A 17329-nucleotide genomic window follows, 5' to 3' on the forward strand; every position below is an offset into this window, starting at 1 on the left:
TAATTAATCATCCTTACGTCAATTAAGCGCAGCTTACCCATGATCGATTATCCTGCCCTTCGCGTGCTGCTTGCCGTGGTCCAGACCGGCAGTTTCGAAAAGGCCGCCGCCGTCCTGAACGTCACGCCATCGGCCGTCTCGCAGCGCATCAAGCAGCTGGAAGAGCGGCTGGGTGCCGCCCTCGTCGTGCGTGAAACGCCATGCACGGCGACGGAAAAAGGCGACTGGCTCTGCCGGCACATGGAAAATGTCGGCATGCTGGAAAGCGAATTGCTCGAACATCTGCCGGCGCTGAGCGACCGCGACAGTCCCGAACAGCGCGTCACGCTGCGGATCGCCACCAGTGCCGACAGCCTCGGCACGTGGTTCCTCGAGGCGATGGCGGATTTCTCGAAAAGCTCGAACTACCTCCTGAACATTTCCATCGAAGATCAGGACCACACGGCCGAATGGCTGGAGCGCGGCCGCGTCATCGCCGCCGTCACAAGCATGGAAAAGCCGGTCTCCGGCTGCCGTCGCTACTCGCTCGGCGCGCTGCGCTACCAAGCAACCGCAAGCCCCGAATTCGTCCATCGCTATTTCCCTGATGGCGTCACCCCGGAAGCGCTTGCCCGCGCCCCTTCCTTCACCTTCAACCAGAAGGACCGCCTGCAGGCGCAATGGATCCGCCGCACGCTGGCGACCGACGTCAACGTGCCGACGCACTGGCTGCCGGCCACACAGGGCTTTCTCGATGCCAGCCTGCTCGGCATGGGCTGGGGCATGAGCCCGATCCAGCTGACTGAGGACCACATCAAAGCCGGCCGGCTCGTCGAGCTTATCCCCGACACACCGCTTGATGTCGTGCTCTACTGGCAGATCAGCCGGCTTGCCGCAGACCGGCTTGCGGGCCTGACGCAGAAAGTGATCGATGTGGCGAGGCGATCGCTGGTGTGAGGGTGACGTGTGGGTACAACGGCGTCTGCTTTGCGCCAAAAGCCGCCATTCCGCCCCATGCGGTGATTAGATCACGAATTCCTCCTCGTACGTCTGTGGCTCGGGAACGACCGTGACCTCCACCGGAATGATCCAATTGGCCACGTAGCTCTCGCAGTCGGAACGCTGGAGGTCGGGCTGCACGCACCCGGCCCCATCGATCGCGCGACATCGCAGTATATATCGCCCCACGTCTTCAGGGGTCCAAATGTACTCCCACAAGCGCCATGCAAAGGGACGTTCTGTCTCGAGAAGCCTTCCCTCGCGCCAGCCCCTGCCATCCCCGGTACAGACCTGCACCTGCCGGATAGGAGCCTCTCCGCTCCAGGCGGCTCCGAAAATCCGGTACGGTTGGCCGACGATGAGACGCGCCCCCTGTACGGGACGCGCGATCTGCGCTTTGACCTCCATCTCCGCAAGGGGGACCAGCCTGGGTTCCCCGAGGCTGCGCTCCCAACGGAAATAGTCGCGCGCCTGCCAGTAGCCAAGGAACGGTTGCTCCACAACAGTGATATCAGTGATCCACTTGACCCAAGCCATGCCGAACCAGCCACCCACGACCGCGCGTAGCGGGTAGCCGTGATCGCGCGTCAACGGCTGCTCGTTCATCGAATAGGCAAGGATCGTGCTATCAGCGATGGCCTTCTCAAGCGGCAAACTGCGCGCAAAAGCGATGGGGCCGGGAGAAGCCGTTTTCTTGTTCGTGTCGACGACGCCGCTGTCGGCGCCTGCGAGCAGAACCTCACGTGCGGTTCGCTTAACGCCCGCCATTTCCAAAATCTCGCGCAGAAGAACACCTGTCCAGGCAGCATTGCCGACGGCTCCATTCTGCCACTGCAATCCCTCCTTCGGCGGCTCATAGTAAACGCGCCCGTTCCCCGCGCACTCGACGACGGCGGTGAAAGTCGTGCTCCGCATCGCCTTGATGCTGTCGAGGTCAAGTTCGATCGGCCGCTCCACCGCCCCGCCAACCCGCAATCTCCAGTCTCGCGCATCGAGGTCCGGCGACGGGAAATGGTTTCGCACGAAAAACAGCTCGGTTGGGATCAGCCAATCGGAGAGCGACGCAAACGGAAACTCGATATTCTCTGGGGATTTCTGTCGAACTATTAGACTGGGTTGCTGTGGTGTCGGCATCGTCCTCGTCTCTCCTTAAGAGCACAACGTCGGCTCTCGATCGCGCGAATACCGGTTCGATCACACCGCCCCTCGCAGTGCGTCTGTCGCATTCCGCCTTCGGGCCGCATTCTAGCACATACCGTACGTTTCTCGGATCGACCTCGAACGGCAGCAAAGGGCCGAAAGCAGTCATTCGCTCCAAGTCAGACCAGTCCACCAGAACGCCAGACTTCTCATGCCGGAGCAGAATGCCAACAGCCGGCCCAGCCCGCCATCTATCATCAAACCGCGCTCAGCCTGAATAGCGGCAACGGACAGCGCCGCACTGGCAGCCGCCGGAATAGGCCTCAGCCATCACGCCCCCTCACCACCCATGCGGTGGTATCGTGATCGGGGTGCTGGTTGCTGCTCTCCTTGATTGCCGCGGCCCAGTCGGCGCCGTTGTTTTCGGTCGCACCGGTATTTTCTATGCCGGTGATCGTATCGAACCATTTCACCATGTTCTCGGTGCAGGTATTGGCACGCGGCGAGAAGGCGTGCGGATCGTCAAGCGAACCGATCATCAGGTTGGTGCGACCGTTTTCGAGGTGGTGGAAAAACAATGGCGTGCCGCAATTGGCGCAGAAGCCGCGCTCGACAAGCTCCGAGCTCTTCCAGACATCAGGCTTGCCGCGTGTCCAGGTGAGTGCATCATCGGGCGCGGCGACAAGCGCGGCAAAGATGTTGCCAGAGGCTTTCTGGCACATGCGGCAATGGCAGAGATGCGAATTGTCGAGCATAGCGGTTGCATGGTAGCGCACGGCACCGCACTGGCAGCCGCCGCTCACCTCCATCTCGATGCGTTTCATTTTTTCTCCTTCAAGAGGCGGGTTGGGCTTAATTTCTTTTAGGTTTTCGTCATTTGATCGTCCAGCAGAAGAATGGACCCGATCACGCCGCTCGATGTCGTGCTCTACTGGCAGATCAACCGGCTTGCAGCCCTGACTCAGAAGGTAATCGAGATGGCGAGGCGATCGCTGGTGTAACAGGCCCAACTATTCGGCCAACGTTATCACGTGCTCGGCGGAAGGCTTCGAGTTCATGCACCGCGAACGCGATTGCCGCGCCGCGGCGCCTGCCCCCCTCACTGGGTCTTCGTCATCGGCGGCTGCGTCCAGGAGCCGTCGAGCGCCGCCTCCTTCGGCCAGTAGAGGCGCATGTAAACGACAAACGGGCCTTTGGGCGCAGGCAGCCAGTTAGGCTCCTTGTCCTTGCCGGGCGACTCGTTCTGGAAATAGAGCGTCAGGCCGCCATCGGCGTCCTTCACGAGCTGCGGCAACATCGGCGAGTTGATCAGGTAGCGGTTGATCGGATTGGCGACGAGCAGGCTCTGAGGCAGATCATACATCGTCATCGACCAGAATGCGTTGACCGGCGGCAGCCCGCCCGGCGTGAAATGGACAGTGTACCGGTTGGCGCCGTCGAGCCTCTGACCCGCGGCATCGACGGCATAAACCGGATAGATCGCTTCCTGCTTCGAATTTCCGTAAATGCCGATGGTCGCCACCATTCGGTAAAGGTAATTGTTCTTCAGATAGGCACGCGTGCCAAACACGTCGCCGGAGGTCACCTTCCCCGCGTCGACTTGCTTCCGCAAATTGTCGAAGTCCGCCCAAGCGTCGGCTCTGCCTTGCTCGAATGCCGCGGTCATTTCAGGTGTGAGCTTGCTCGCGTCGAAGGTCTTTCCTGCGCCGATCCCGATTTTGGCGAAACGCGCCATCAGGTCGGTCTCGGAAGGTACCGTCGGGCAGAACTGCAGGATGAAGTTCAAGATGTTGAAGAATTCGAGCGACTTCCTCTCCTCGTCCAGCGTCAGCGGCTTGATGAAATCGACCGCCGGCGTGGCGGCCGGCGCGGGCTGGCCGAGGAACGCCGATAGCGGCTCTGCCTTATAGCCGGCCTGGACTTTCTTGACATTGTCGATGTCATCGGGGCTGAAAAGCTGCGTGCGATAGGCCGCGAAAACAAACTCGGTCTCCGAGCGGAACACCTTGTTCACGCCTTTGGGCGTTTCGCCTTTCCAGCCTGGCCCGGCGATGAGGAAGCTGCCGCCATCATTGCCGGTCGCGCGGCTGCCGATGTAGTCGAAGTTGAAGGTGTACCAATCGATGAGCTGGACGGCGAAATAGCGATCCTTCTCGATCATTGGCATCGTGACGACCATCGGCTCGGCGCGCAAATCGAGGCCGAGCCAGGAATAGGGTGTATCGGAGTTGGGCGTCTGTATCGCCGTGTCGGCCGGCGTATAGACACGAGGGGTGTTGACGATCTGGTTCCACGGCCCCTTGTATTCGGGATTCTTGGAGTCGACGAAGTAGGCATGCTGGATGCGGTAGCTGTCGACCATCGGGAAGCCGTAGATATAGGCCTCCCTGGCTATGGCTCGGGTTTCCTCAGGCGTGGCGTCTTGGGCCTGGACGCCGGTAGAGGCTGAAGCCAGACCAACGGCAACGGCCAAGGCTGTCATTGCTGATCGTAACATGGGGATTCTCCTCCGTTGTCTGCGCGTGGGCCGCTCGCCCGGCGTTTGAAATCGCCAGTCAGTTCCCAGTCTCGCGACGCTGTTTCGGCTTCAGGGCCGCGCCCATCTGCTTTCCCTACTGGACCAGTTCGACTTCACTCGGCCGCCATTCCTTCGTGAAGAACGGTTCGAGCGGGCTGTAGAGCCGCAGCATGGGGATAAAGCCCTTGCCGGGCATGGTCTGGATCCAGTTGCCCCGCTTCACGCCTTGCGGCTGGGTCGGGCCGAAGTAGACCGTCGTCGTGCCGTCGGCGCCCGCTTCCGCGGCCGGTGACGGGAAGCTCTGGCTGCCCGCGCGCGGAAAACGTTGCGGCGTGTCGAGCATCGAGCGCGACATGTTGTCATAAAGCGTGAACGACCAGAAATTCGCCTGTGGGATGTCCTTCGGCAGCGTCACCTTGTAGGTCCTGGCGCCATCGAAGGGGTCTTTGTTTGCATCGACCATCGTCCACAGGTACTGCGAGCCAATGCCGGGTACGCGCATGGCCATTCCAGGCGTAATCCCGGTCACGCCGTAGAAGAAGGACGTTCGCGAGTCCAGCAACCGGTACCCTGTGGGCGGAAAGGGCTTGGCACCATCCGCCGTGATTTCCGGAATCGGCGTCTCGAATTCGTAGCCGCTGACAAACAGTTGATTCACCCATCCCGAACCGGGGTAGTAGAACCAGTCCGCCGCGCGAGGAGCCATAAACAGGGTGCGCGAAGTGGCATTGGCGAGCGCCAGCGCTTCGGTAAGAATCTTCTTCATCCGCGCATCCGGTGCGAACGGTTTGCCCTTGATGATGCCGATGGCCGCGACCGGGCCCATCAGCTCGGGGTCGAGCGACCCTGCGGGCTCCTGCTGCACGACCTCATTGAGCATCTCGTAGTAGCTGAAGTCGTTGGGTGGGATCGTGCTGAATACCTTGCCGGTACCTTCGTGGAACACGGTCGGCGGCGGTGGCGTGACTTTTCCGAGCTTAGCCTTGCCGCTCAGAAAGTCGGCGATGGGGGTGCCGACGCCGCCGGCCTCGTATGGATAGACCTTGGTGAATTTTCTGACCGTTTCGGCAACGGGCTTGGGATCGTTGTTCTCCAGGAATGAGCGAGCGAACCATACGACGATGCTGGTCCGGGCGCGGGCGATAGTGAATCCATCGGGCAGCGGACCATCGTAGCCGGGCGGCAGAATGAGGTATTTCCCGCCCTCGCCGCGATCAGCCCCAGGCAGCCCGATGTCGATGACCCAGCGAAACCAGTAGTCATCGATGGCGCCAAGCGCCTTGGGTGGCACCTCGAGCACGACCGGACCCTTGGTCAGGTCAAGCATGCCCATGTAATAGACGGTGTCGGCATTGGCAGTCAGGTACAGCGACTTGGCGTCCATCAGCTCGGAAAAGATGAGGACGTCGTTGTCCTTGACCCCGATGCTCAGAAAGCCCTTGTGGAGAGCGTGTATGCTGACCCCCTGAAAGGTGTTCACGAACGCCTCGAAGGCGTGCATGAAGTCCAGATTGTCATAGACCTTGGCGATGGTCTCCTTGCTCGGCATGCCATCCTTGAAGTCGAGCGTGCCGATGCGCGTCTCGACTTTGTCCGGCGTGGAGATTGCCGGCGAGATGGCCTCATGGGCGGTGGCTGCAATCGTGCCTGCGAGGAAAGTGGACGTGGCGAGCGAAACCACCAGTCCGGATAGCCCGCTGTGTCTCTTAGCCATTGGATATACTCCTCACTTTGCCGACACAATGTCGGTCTCATTTCTTCGGGACGCCATCGCAGGCTCCCTTGCCTTCCTCGGGTGTGGCGTCCTGGGCTCACGCCGCGCCGAAACGGAACGTTGGCAACAGGGCAATTCCGGAGGCAAAGAGTCTTCGTATAGTGGCTGGCATAACTCGATCCCCCATGGTGCTGATGTTGAATGTATTGGGCGAACTATAGGATCGCGGAACGGCTCGATTACTGAGAGAGGGCAACGCTGGCCTCTCAGATCGCGTAAAACTGATAGACGCCTGCAACCGCCTTAAGAATATTAGCGGCACATAATATCACCAACACTACAAGTGCGTAACGGCAACATTAGCGAATATGTAAGCCATCTTTCGCTAAGCATGACCTCAAGTCACCAAAGGTGGAGAATGTTACGACAGGCCGGCGCCTGCTACCTCATCCAGTCCGCGCATACGAACACGGCTCATATATCGGGCGCGATGAGCGGCATTGCACCGGACGCTCCCACGGAGGGTTGACGACCGATCAGTATTGGCTGATTGCGCGGGCACCTGGAGAATATTTTCCAGCCTCCCGGTGGGTCGTTGAACGGCTCTCGCATCGATCAACCGGACCCTCGTGAATTCTCGAACGGACTGGGAGAACCCGATTCCTGTTGCAATCGCCACTAAATTGTATTAGCTAATTCTTGAGGAAATATTCACGTAAAACTTGGAAATTGCAAAATCCATCTGGCCTGACGCAATCAATACGCTTGGCCTAGCGGGATTTACTGTCCGCTTGCTATCGTGCAACGGGAGCGGACGCATGAATTACCCTGTCGGCAGCGATCTCTGAGGCGGTCTCGCCATCTGGAGGCGGAGAGGATCATGATTCAGACGGTTTACTTCGCAACCAATCGTCAGCCGCTCCTCGATCCAACAGATCCGCAGCATCAGCGGATTATTGGCTTCGGTTCCGAACTCGGCCCGACCAGCGGCATCGATGTCCGCTACGGCAGCGCCAAGGTCAACGTCAATCTGTCGAGGAAGACGAACGTGCTCGTGCCGGGCTCGCTCGCCGTCGCCAACCAGCAGCTTCTCTTCGCCGAAGGAGAGGCGCCGACGCTCGGCAGCGACACGATCTTCGATGCTATCCGCGCCTCGATGAAGGCCGATGACAAGCCGACGATCGCCTTCATCCATGGCTTCAGCAACAGTTTCGTCGATTCCATCGAGCGCGCCGGTTGGCTGAGCGCCTTCTACGGGCTCGACGTCAACATGTTCGTTTTCTCCTGGCCGTCGATTGCTTCGCTCCTGCCCATACCCACACCGTTTGGCGATTACGCCCATGACCGCAGGACCGCGGCGGCATCGGGCATCGCGATCGCCCGAACCCTGCGTCGCCTCAGCGATTTCGTCGACAAGCTCAGCGAGGAAGAGCGCTGCAACCAGGCCATTCACCTGATCTGCCACAGCATGGGCAATTATGTGATGCGAAACGCGCTACAGGCGCTGATGAAACTGCCCGAACCGCCCTCCGCGATGCTCTCGACCGTCAATGCCATGACCTCGCTCGATGGCACATCGTCATCCCCCCTGCGCCGCTATTTCGACAAGGTGATCCTGGCGGCCGCCGACGAGGATGCCGATGCCTTCGACGATCCCCAGAAATTCAAGTTCCTGCCGCGGATCTGCCGGTCGATCACCGTCTATTATTCCGAGAAGGACTGGATTCTCAGCACGCTCAGCAGCGGCACAAAATTCAACGGACCGCGCCTCGGCGCAGACGGCCCCGACAATATGGGCACGATCAGCGACAAGGTATCGGCGGTCGACGTCAGCGCCATCCTCGAGCTCTCAGAGCCGGAGAACCACCAATATTACCGCGTCTTCCCGCAGATGCGCGACGACATAAAGGCGGTCCTCACCGGCACCCCGCCCGAAAAGATCGCCAATCGCCAGGCAATCGGGCAATCCAGGTGGCGGATCGTCAAGAGGGCTGGAAGAAGCGGGTGAACGGGATCAATTCGGCGGGGTTTTGAACCTGCAGCCGGCGTTCTGGCGGAGCTTCTGCCCGGTCAAAAACCCCTCCCCAACCCGCCAGCCACTAGCGGCCGTGTCGAAGGCTGGGGGCCGCTCGTGGCCCAACGCGGACATTACGCTTTGGCCCCGTGTGGATGGTCCCACCCAACAGAGATCCACAACGATCAAAAGCCGGCGACCGCCAAGGCTGTGTGAGGATCGATCGATCCCCTCTGATTGGCGGGTCGGTATGGATCATGCAGTGCCTATGCGGGGGCTGATCTGAGATTGATGCTGCGGATTGGTCGGGTGCTGGTAAACTTCCATTCGCTCTGCACCGAGAGCCACGCCGCGCTCCACCAACTGGTCGACATCGCTTTCTGCGGCTGGGCCGTTAATTCCGAGTGCTGCCGCAGAGGAACCGACATGACCTCCATCCGCCAGCTTATCAGCCGCTACCCGCTCATTGCGTTTTTCGCCATCGCTTACATCCTGACCTGGCTCGGCTGGACCCTGCCGGAGCGGATCTATGCCGGCACGCTCCTCTCCGGCGCGTTCGCCTTGCCTTTCCTCCTCATGGTGCCCGGTCCGCTTTACGCGGCTCTGATCGTGACCGCGATCACCGGAGGCAAGCCCGGCGTCGTCGCGCTCCTTAAGAAGTTCACCATCTGGCGGGTGGGCTGGGGATGGATTGCGGTCGCTCTGCTCACGGCACCGGTGATCGGCGTGACGCCCGCTTATCTGAACATGGTCTTCGGCGGGCCGAACCCCACGGCGGCGTTGATCGCTTCAGCGCCTACCATTCTGATGATGTTCGCCATTCGCCTCGTCAATCCCCTCGACGGACCGATGCAGGAAGAACTCGGCTGGCGTGGCTTCGCCCTCCCGCGTCTGCAGGAACGGCACTTGCCGCTCGTCGCGAACGCCATCCTCGGCGTGCTGGTTGTCATCTGGCACGTGCCGCTGGTCCTCCTCGACATGCTGCCATCTTATGCGCTGTTTGGGACCTTCGCCTTCACGATCGTGTTCGGCTGGCTCTTCAACAACGCCAAGGGCAGCGTGCTCATCACCTTGATCGCCCACGCCGCAGACGGCCTGGTCATCACCGGTAATCTCGGCCTGAATGCGATCGACAGCGAACGCCACATCATGCTGCTGGTCGCGACGTGGTGTGTGACTGCGCTGGTCGTTGTTATCCTCTATGGGCCGACGCTTACCCGCAAACCAATACCCACGCGCCCCGGAAATCAACCTGGAGCGTAGTCCGTTCCTGGCGCATTCCGGCCCCTCTTCACCTTCCGGAGGCGCTGGTGGAATTTGCTACCACCGCAAATATCCCTCGCGAAGTTCTGACTTTTGCGACAGACTTCCCCTATAAATCGGCGATCACGATTTTATCGCGAAAGTCAGGCGACGCGCGACAAACAAGTTCCGGGAAGGTACCTCATTCCCATAGTGAGATACCTTCCTGAGAAAGCGCGTTTTGAACGGCCGGTCTGTCTTCAAGACGGCGGGCATGTCTGGTCCACGCTGGATAGCTATTCTGCATGTCCATGTGCATCCGATTTCCCCATCGATAGAACACCAGCAGATATGGATCGACCACGGAATAGTGGTCTCCCACGGCCCAGAGACGCTCGTTCAGTCTGCTTTCGATAAGCGCGAAGGCTGAAGAAAGATGCTGCTTGCCCTTGGCGATCAACGAATCATACTCGCCATCGTCGGTGAAATAGTCCGGTCGCCAAACCATTCGAACAGCGACGGCATGCACCGTGCCTGACAGCCAGTTAAACCATTCGATCGATCGAACAATTGCTTCCGGGTCAGTGCTCAAGAGCTTGGCACCAGGGTTGGTTAGCCCGAGATGGACGAGGATTGCCGGCGCTTCCGTCAGGATAAAATTGTCAGCGGTGAGGACGGGAATGCGGCCTTTCGGGTTTAGTCGGCGGAATTGATCAGTTTTAGTTTCTGGATGCCCCGGAGACATCAAAGCAAGTGAGTAGGGTTCGCCGATTTCCTCCAGTACGATGTGAGGCGCGAAAGAGCATGAACCCGGTGCGGCATGTAGAGTGTATAGCATCTGATCCTCGAATGAATGCGGTGAAAGTCCCAATGAAAGCAACAGTTTTACAGATGAATTCCGCGACGTCGTAAAAATCAGCGTTACGCGACGAATGAGTGCGCAGACTGCTTCACGAAAATATCTCCATCAAGATAAATCGCCCAATATACCCCCACACCGCAGGGGATTCTCCGGCAGTATCGAGTTGGATTCCACATTTCAGTTGGGGGCTGGGCGCAGCTCATAAACAATGTCATACCGAGTGCGACAAGGGAGCCATCGATGACCGGAAACGCTTCTCTTCACACATTCGCCATCGGCGATGTCCACGGGCGTGCCGACCTGCTGGAGGAGATGCTGTCAGGCATTGCCGGCAAGGCGCGCGACGAGACGATCGACTACCGGATCGTCTTCCTCGGCGACATCATGGACCGTGGGCCGGAGAGCCGCAAAGCGATGGATCTCGTCATCCGCACGCTGCGCGACAGACCGGGCTCGAAGCTGATACGCGGCAACCACGACGCCCTCCCTCTCCAGATCCTCGACGAGACGGACCCGGCCGTTCAGGCAGATCTCGTGAACCACTGGCAAGACCTCGGAGGCAGCGAGACGATGCTGTCCTACGGCCTGCCCCTTGAGGCAGCCATCACCGCAGACGAGATCCGCGGCAGGTTTGGAGACGAGCGCCTGCAATGCCTGCGCGCGGCGGAGCGCTATGTCGAACTCGACCACCACATCCTCGTCCATGCCGGCCTGAAACCCGGCATTCCCCTGGCCGAGCAGGATGCCCATACGCTGATGTGGATTCGCGGCGAATTCCTGAATGCCAGCACCTCATTCGGCAAGATCGTCGTCCATGGGCACACGATTACCGCAAGCGAACGCGTCGAGATCTTCCCGAACCGGATTGCCATCGATACCGGTGCCTTCGCGACGAATATCCTGTCTGCCCTCCACATCAGCCCATCCGGCGATGTGGCGGTGCTGCAGGCAACGGAAGTCCGCCCCGGTCCGTGCCGTTTTCAGGAAGGCCGGCCCCTCAACCGGTCTCATGATGCGGATATGCTTTTCTAGGATTGGGCAGAGCAACAAGGACGGGCTGAACGGGATCAATTCGGCTCTCGTCTGAACGGCACCAGATTGGACGTGGAACCCTTCGCAGGATCCCGGGCCTTCTCTTCATTCCGGCCATCGCCTTCGTCCGCTTCCGCGCGCCAATCCGCCGTGATTTCCAGCCTGTGCGGGCTCGCCAGCAATTGATCACTGAAATAGCGCGTCGGCGTCGTTCCGAGCATGCGGCGGAACATGGCAATGAAGGCGCTGACGCTTTCATAGCCGAGATCGCCGGCAATGACGGTCACGAGCTGCCCCGCCGCCAGGCGCTGAAGGGCGACGCCGATATGCAGCTGCTGTCGCCAGCGCAGGAAGGACATTCCCGTTTCCCGCTGGAACAGGCGGCTGAGCGTCCGGTTGCTTGCTCCGACCCGCGCACCCCATTCGTCTATGGTGAACCGCAGGCCAGGTTCGGCGACCATCGCTTCGGCGAGCCGCTGCAGCCTGCGATCGGTGGGCATCGGCAGATGGATCGGCTCGAGCGGTGCTGCCCTCAGCTCATCGAGAAGCACGCCGACCAGACGGTGAAGCCGTTCGGGCTCCATCTCGGGACTATCCGGGCGCGGCTCCAGGCGAAAAATCAGCTCGCGCAGGAAAGGCTGGACGAAGAGAATGCCGCATTCGTCCTTCAGGTCACCGGTCAGTTTCGCGTCGACATAGAGATTGCCGATCTTGATACGGCCGCAGGCACGCCCGCTATGGGAAGTGCCGCCCGGAATCCATAGCGCGCAATTCGGCGGCACCGTCCAGACACCGCCGGCCGCCCTCATCGTCAGCACGCCGCTCATCACGTAAAGCAGCTGCGCCTTGCCGTGGCGATGCGGCACCGTCTCGCCGACGAAACTCGACATCTCGTCGATCGCGGCGGGGTCAAACGTGTCTGGAATATCCATTGCCGATCCTCATGGGCAAACTTAGCCTCTATCACAGAAGCCGGAGATCAGAGTAACCACGCATCGTCCCTGCTGCCGAGCAGGCTCCGCCCCTTGCGCTCCGCCTCGTCTTCGTTTGCCGCAAAGACGATCGCAAAACCAAAAGCCTTTCCGGCAGTCGCCGCCGCAATCTTGATCGCGGCCGACGTCGGCCTGCCGCAATCGATGACGATCATGCCCCGGCAATAGGCCCTCATCCGGTCCTTGATCCTCTTGAAAAACAGCGCTCGCTCCTTGCGCTCCTCCTGCGTCTCCTCCTCGTGATCGTCAGGCGCGTGATCCGTGACCAGCACGAACGGCCGCCGCTCCTCCAGCAGGGCTTCGATCTGATCATTGATGGAGGTCTCGGCGTCAGCGTTGGTGCGGATGAAGACGACGGGGAGACGGGAACGATCCAGAAGCATGGGCAGCGGCCTTTTCGAAATGGAAGCAAGTGAGGCGAGACTAGCATTCCGGGCGGGAGCCGGATTTCGCGAAGCTGCCAACAAATGCCGGGGATCGGCCAAGTTTTGGGCAAGTGCGATGGGTGAAGCTTGCCCGGACGCATGAGGCCGTGGAGAGCAAGGCGCACATGGCGACTGACAGCGTCTGCCTTGCGCAGATACCCGGCCTTCTCCAATTATCGAATGCGCACTCAGTTCATTGACTTGAACGTCTCAAAGATCAGCGCTCTCAGCCAACGATGAACGGGATCTGCATCCATCCGCGGGTGCCACGCCTGGACGATGTCGAATCCCGGCACGGCTACCGGCAGGTCAAACGTCCTGATCTGGCTTGTTGCGGCGGATTTGCGATAAGAATTCGGAATCGCGCCGATCAAATCGGATGCCGCCGCAACTGCGATCACCGCTGGAAAGCTTGGCACGATCAGTCTGACATCGCGGTAGACGCCGAGTTCGGCGAGCGCCCTGTCGACCGGACCGGCAAAATCCGCGTGCGGTGAGAAAAGTACGTGGCCCCAGGCGGCATAGCTCTCGACCGTGATCGGATCTGCATCGAAAATCGGGTGTCCTGTCCTTGCAAGACCCACATACCGGTCTTCGAAAAGGGTCTGGCAACGCAGTTCCCCGCTCTCCGTCGGCAGGACGCCGATATCCAGATCCACGGCCGCGTCTCTCAAGGATTGAACGTCCTTGTCCGATCGCGGCGCAAACCGAAGCCTTATCCCTGGTGCCGCGTTCGCCACAGCAGCGCTCAGGCCCGCGGCAAAAATAAGCACGAACGCCTCATTGGCACGGATGGTGAAATCGCGGCGCACCTCGCGGATTTCCACGGTCGACGGCGGACTGAGCACCGCTTTCACAGCTTCTTTCAACGAATGCACGTCTTCGGCAATCGCCAGGGCATGGGGCGTTGCGACCATGCCGCGCCCGGCCGGCACAAGGATCGGATCGCCGAGCGCAGTCCTCAAGCGTGACAGCGTCCGGCTCATGGCTGATGTACTGAGGCCAAGCCGACGCGCGGCGGCCGATACGCTTTTCTCGCGCAACAGCGCATCCAGTGCCACCAGGAGGTTGAGGTCGAGATCGGGCATGACTCCATTTACTCACGCATGGCGTTTCATGCAACTGTTGTTTGATTTCGTTGCGTCTGGCGCTCGCAGTCGGCAAGGCCTAACTAGTCGTCCATCCGATAACGATTGGGAGTTTCTCAATGTCCCTCGCCTCCACCGTACCGATTTCTCAGGATGGCCCGGCATCGCCTCGACAGTACATGGCCATCGCACTCATCCTTCTCTCAGCTGTTCTTGTCGTTCTGGACGGCGCCATTGCCAACGTTGCCTTGCCCTCGATCGCGCTCTCGCTGCACGTGGAAGCGGGCAGCACCGTATGGGTCGTCTCAGCCTATCAGTTGGCCGTGCTGGTCGCCCTTCTTCCGTGTGGCGCACTCGGGGAAATCTATGGCGCGCGGCGGGTCTTCCTGATCGGCGTCGCGCTGTTCACCGCGGCTTCGGCTGCCTGCGCCTTCGCCGGTGACCTCTCCTTGCTGATCCTTGCCCGTTTCGCGCAGGGGCTTGGCGCGGGCGCGATCATGGCGCTTGCCATGATGAACCTGCGCTCAGCCTTGCCGCAGCACATGCTGGGTCCGATCATCGGAATCAATGCCATGGTCATCGCAATTTCTTCCGCTGCCGGTCCAGGCATTGCCGGCGCCATTCTTTCCGTCACGACCTGGCCCTGGCTCTTTGCGGTCAACATACCGCTCGGCATCATTGTACTTCTCAGCGGCGGTCTGCTGGGCAAGATGCAGGGCACGAACCGAAAGCTGAACACCAAGGCCTTGCTGGCCAACACATCGATGTTCATCCTCTTCTTCTGCGGCACCGACCGGATAGCGACTGCGCCGGCAAGTGGCGCGGTCCTCATTGCCGCCTCGGTAGCTTGCCTTGTCATATTGCTGCGCCTGGAACGCAACAGCGACGCCCCGATCATTCCGACCGATCTCCTGGCGGCACCTGCATTCCGCGTGGCGGTCATCGCCTCGGTATCCTGCTTCTGCGGCCAGATGCTGAGCTACATCGCGCTACCCTTCTATCTCCAGCACAGGTTGCACATGTCTCCGGTTCTGGCCGGTCTCTACATGATGCCCTGGCCGGTTGCGACCGCGATCATCGCGCCTTTTTCGGGACGTCTGGCAAACCGCGTCAAGACCGCATGGCTTTGCGCGACAGGCGGCGCACTGCTGGGTGTCGGCCTCCTTGTGGCAGCTCTCTGCCCACCCGATCCGAGAGGCATTGCGTTTCTGGTCGGCACGGTGATTGCCGGCCTGGGTTTCGGCCTGTTCCAGACGCCGAACAACCGCATTCTGCTTCTCTCGGCTCCGAAATCCAGAAGCGGCGCGGCAGGTGCCATGCAGGGCACCGCACGGCTTCTCGGCCAGACCCTGGGCGGAATCTTCATGTCGCTCATCTTCGCGACATTGCCGCTCTCCGCCGCGCTCGAGTTTGCGGTCGTCCTGTCGGCTGGCTGCGCGGCAATTGCCAGCCTGGTCAGCCTGAGCCGCGCCCGCTACGAACTGGCGGGACAATCTGGAGGGAGCAGTCGATGAGCGTTCGCCAGGGGCCGAAAGCATTCATTCGTTCCTGGTCAGACCGATCCCGCAGAACGCCCGACCTCACACGCCGATAGCAGCATCCCAAACAGCCAGCTCAGGCCGGCATCCATCATCGCGGCGCGCGGGGCAACGGCACTCAGCCGGAAACGCGGCAGCGGCAAAGGCGCATCCACCGTCACCAGGCCGAAGCGCGGCGCGTAGAGTGCGGCGAAGCGACGGGGGACGGCAGCAAGCATGTCGCTCTCGCCGGCGATGGCGAGCGCGAACATGAAATTCGGCACCGTCAGCGCCATCCGCCTGTTCAAGCCCCGCTGTTCAAGCGCCGTGTCGACGAAGCCGTGCGGATCACCACCAAGCGAAACGACGAGATGGCGCATCCCGATATAACGGTCGAGCGTCGATTCCTGAGCGAAGGGATGACCGGCGCGCATGGCAATGACGAAATCCTCTTCGTAGAGCGTCAGGCAATGAAAGCGCGGCGGAATGCGCCATCCGGCGCCCCCAGCGTGAACCGGCGGCTCGACCTTGCCGGATCGAAGGGCTCGGCGGTCGCAATCACGCTTCGCACCCTGGCAAGGATCTCGGCAACCGGCGCGGCAAGCTCCATCGCGCGCGACGTCGCCACCACGCCTCTGGGCGTCCTTACGAACAGCGGATCATTGAGCATCCGCCGCAGGCGTCCAAGCCCGTGGCTGACGGCTGACGCTGAGATATTCAGCCGGTCGGCGGCGCGGCCGACATGGCCCTCCTCGATAACGGCTTCGAAAAGCACGAGGAGATTGAGATCGGCGCGCGAGAGATCAGTTTCATTCAGCATATCGCTGAAATCATATCATTGGCTTCAGCACCGGCAAACTGGCATTTCTGAAGCATGCAGGCGGCTCCGCAGCCGCGCTTCCGAACTCCAGGCTAGCAAAGGACCAAGCTAGCAAAGGAAAATATCATGTCACCGTCTCGACGATCCCTTCTCGTTGCCGGCACCGCCGGCCTTGCCTCCCTTGCCGATGTCGGTGACAGCAACGCCGATATGCCGGCAGCAAATCTCGCCCGGATATCGGAAGAGGCCAATGCCGCGCTGATGCGCGGCGATGTCGATACCTACCGGGCGCTTGTGCCGCGCACGCAGGACTTCACGCTGATGTCGCCCTTCGGCGGCACGCCATCGCGGGAGGCCGGCTTCACCGAAAAGACCTGGGATGGCATGCGGCAGTTCTTCAGGAACGGCACGCTGAAACAGGAAGTCATCGAAACCTATGCCGGCACCGACATGATCGTGCTTGCCGTCATCGAGCGCGCCCATGTCGAAGTCGGCCGCTGCCCGCGCAGGACTGGGCGCTGCGCGTAACGCTCGTCTACCGGCGCGAGGGCGGAGAGTGGCGGCTTGCCCATCGCCACGCCGATCCGCTCGGCCATGCAATCACTCTGCAGCAATCGGCGGCACTCGGGCGTGGGGCATAGGGGAGCGATACCCCCACCTCCCTCATTCCTGTGCTTGTCACAGGAATCCAGCCGCCGAGCGTCTGCGCGGCGAATGACTCATACGCCTCAAAAGAAAAAAGTCTCTCCTGCCCAAGGACTTGGGCAGACTGGCAACTGTGTTTGTCAGGTTGGATTGAACATCGTTTTGTCCCTTATCAGAGCGTTTGCGGTGGCGAGGATTTTTCGCGCGATGGCGATGATCATGACTTTGAAGGGCTTGCCCTTGGCAGCCATGGTCTGAGCCGTTCTGGCGAATGGTGTATTCAACCTATGTGCAACGAAAGCCGCCATGTAGAGCGCGTCGCGCACCCGCTTTCGCCCACCT

14 protein-coding genes and 3 pseudogenes are annotated in these 17329 nt (G+C 60.7%); 7 read left to right on the plus strand and 10 right to left on the minus strand.

The window, feature by feature from the left end; all coding sequences use genetic code 11:
• Positions 1-39 precede the first annotated feature (39 nt).
• Positions 40-936 (plus strand): LysR family transcriptional regulator ArgP, encoded by an 897-nt coding sequence (locus tag AC1DTN_RS29830; RefSeq protein WP_477923822.1) that lies wholly within the window; start codon positions 40-42, stop codon positions 934-936.
• A gap of 66 nt (positions 937-1002) precedes the next feature.
• Here AC1DTN_RS29830 and AC1DTN_RS29835 read toward each other — a convergent pair whose 3' ends face one another.
• Positions 1003-2112, minus strand: a complete 1110-nt coding sequence (locus AC1DTN_RS29835) for a sulfite oxidase (protein ID WP_477923823.1) — start codon at positions 2110-2112, stop codon at positions 1003-1005.
• Positions 2113-2441: 329 nt separating this feature from the next.
• Positions 2442-2942 (minus strand): GFA family protein, encoded by a 501-nt coding sequence (locus AC1DTN_RS29840; protein ID WP_310388455.1) that lies wholly within the window; start codon positions 2940-2942, stop codon positions 2442-2444.
• Positions 2943-3020: 78 nt separating this feature from the next.
• Between AC1DTN_RS29840 and AC1DTN_RS29845 the strand changes: the two are divergent.
• Positions 3021-3119, plus strand: a pseudogene (locus AC1DTN_RS29845) (ArgP/LysG family DNA-binding transcriptional regulator); the annotation flags it as partial.
• A gap of 98 nt (positions 3120-3217) precedes the next feature.
• Here AC1DTN_RS29845 and AC1DTN_RS29850 read toward each other — a convergent pair.
• Both AC1DTN_RS29850 and AC1DTN_RS29855 read right to left on the minus strand, forming a co-directional pair.
• Positions 3218-4600: a DUF1254 domain-containing protein gene (locus AC1DTN_RS29850; protein WP_477923839.1), complete on the minus strand. Its 1383-nt coding sequence runs from the start codon at positions 4598-4600 to the stop codon at positions 3218-3220.
• A 130-nt stretch (positions 4601-4730) separates the two neighbouring features.
• Positions 4731-6350, minus strand: a complete 1620-nt coding sequence (locus AC1DTN_RS29855; protein ID WP_477923824.1) for a DUF1254 domain-containing protein — start codon at positions 6348-6350, stop codon at positions 4731-4733.
• An 880-nt stretch (positions 6351-7230) separates the two neighbouring features.
• Between AC1DTN_RS29855 and AC1DTN_RS29860 the strand changes: the two genes are divergently transcribed.
• Together AC1DTN_RS29860 and AC1DTN_RS29865 are read left to right on the plus strand one after the other, a co-directional pair.
• On the plus strand, positions 7231-8358 hold the full coding sequence (locus tag AC1DTN_RS29860) for an alpha/beta hydrolase (RefSeq protein WP_477923825.1): 1128 nt from the start codon (positions 7231-7233) through the stop codon (positions 8356-8358).
• A gap of 432 nt (positions 8359-8790) precedes the next feature.
• A complete protein-coding gene (locus AC1DTN_RS29865; RefSeq protein ID WP_477923826.1) occupies positions 8791-9627 on the plus strand; it encodes a CPBP family intramembrane glutamic endopeptidase in 837 nt (278 codons plus the stop codon).
• A 181-nt stretch (positions 9628-9808) separates the two neighbouring features.
• Here the strand turns inward: AC1DTN_RS29865 and AC1DTN_RS29870 are convergent, their stop codons facing one another.
• On the minus strand, positions 9809-10444 hold the full coding sequence (locus AC1DTN_RS29870; RefSeq protein ID WP_477923828.1) for a glutathione S-transferase family protein: 636 nt from the start codon (positions 10442-10444) through the stop codon (positions 9809-9811).
• Positions 10445-10708: 264 nt separating this feature from the next.
• On the opposite strand from AC1DTN_RS29870, the gene AC1DTN_RS29875 reads away from it, so the two are divergent.
• Complete coding sequence (locus AC1DTN_RS29875) at positions 10709-11500, plus strand: metallophosphoesterase (RefSeq protein WP_477923829.1); 792 nt, start codon at positions 10709-10711, stop codon at positions 11498-11500.
• Positions 11501-11535: 35 nt separating this feature from the next.
• Here AC1DTN_RS29875 and AC1DTN_RS29880 read toward each other — a convergent pair whose 3' ends face one another.
• The 3 genes from AC1DTN_RS29880 to AC1DTN_RS29890 form a co-directional block, all read right to left on the minus strand.
• Positions 11536-12432, minus strand: coding sequence for an AraC family transcriptional regulator (locus AC1DTN_RS29880; protein ID WP_477923831.1), 897 nt, complete (start codon positions 12430-12432; stop codon positions 11536-11538).
• A 47-nt stretch (positions 12433-12479) separates the two neighbouring features.
• Positions 12480-12875, minus strand: a complete 396-nt coding sequence (locus AC1DTN_RS29885) for a hypothetical protein (protein WP_442205600.1) — start codon at positions 12873-12875, stop codon at positions 12480-12482.
• A 230-nt stretch (positions 12876-13105) separates the two neighbouring features.
• A complete protein-coding gene (locus AC1DTN_RS29890) occupies positions 13106-14005 on the minus strand; it encodes a LysR family transcriptional regulator (RefSeq protein WP_477923832.1) in 900 nt (299 codons plus the stop codon).
• Between the two features lie 179 nt (positions 14006-14184).
• Here AC1DTN_RS29890 and AC1DTN_RS29895 point away from each other — a divergent pair, with 179 nt between their 5' ends.
• Complete coding sequence (locus AC1DTN_RS29895; protein ID WP_477923840.1) at positions 14185-15519, plus strand: MFS transporter; 1335 nt, start codon at positions 14185-14187, stop codon at positions 15517-15519.
• 38 nt (positions 15520-15557) lie between these two features.
• Here AC1DTN_RS29895 and AC1DTN_RS29900 read toward each other — a convergent pair.
• A pseudogene (locus AC1DTN_RS29900) lies at positions 15558-16342 on the minus strand (LysR family transcriptional regulator).
• A 126-nt stretch (positions 16343-16468) separates the two neighbouring features.
• Between AC1DTN_RS29900 and AC1DTN_RS29905 the strand changes: the two are divergent.
• Entirely contained in the window at positions 16469-16870 is a 402-nt protein-coding gene (locus tag AC1DTN_RS29905) for a hypothetical protein (protein ID WP_477923833.1), read from the plus strand.
• A 257-nt stretch (positions 16871-17127) separates the two neighbouring features.
• Here AC1DTN_RS29905 and AC1DTN_RS29910 read toward each other — a convergent pair.
• Positions 17128-17329: pseudogene (locus AC1DTN_RS29910) on the minus strand (IS110 family transposase); the annotation flags it as partial.

The sequence above is a fragment of the Rhizobium sp. 01T444 genome, assembly GCF_056398305.1.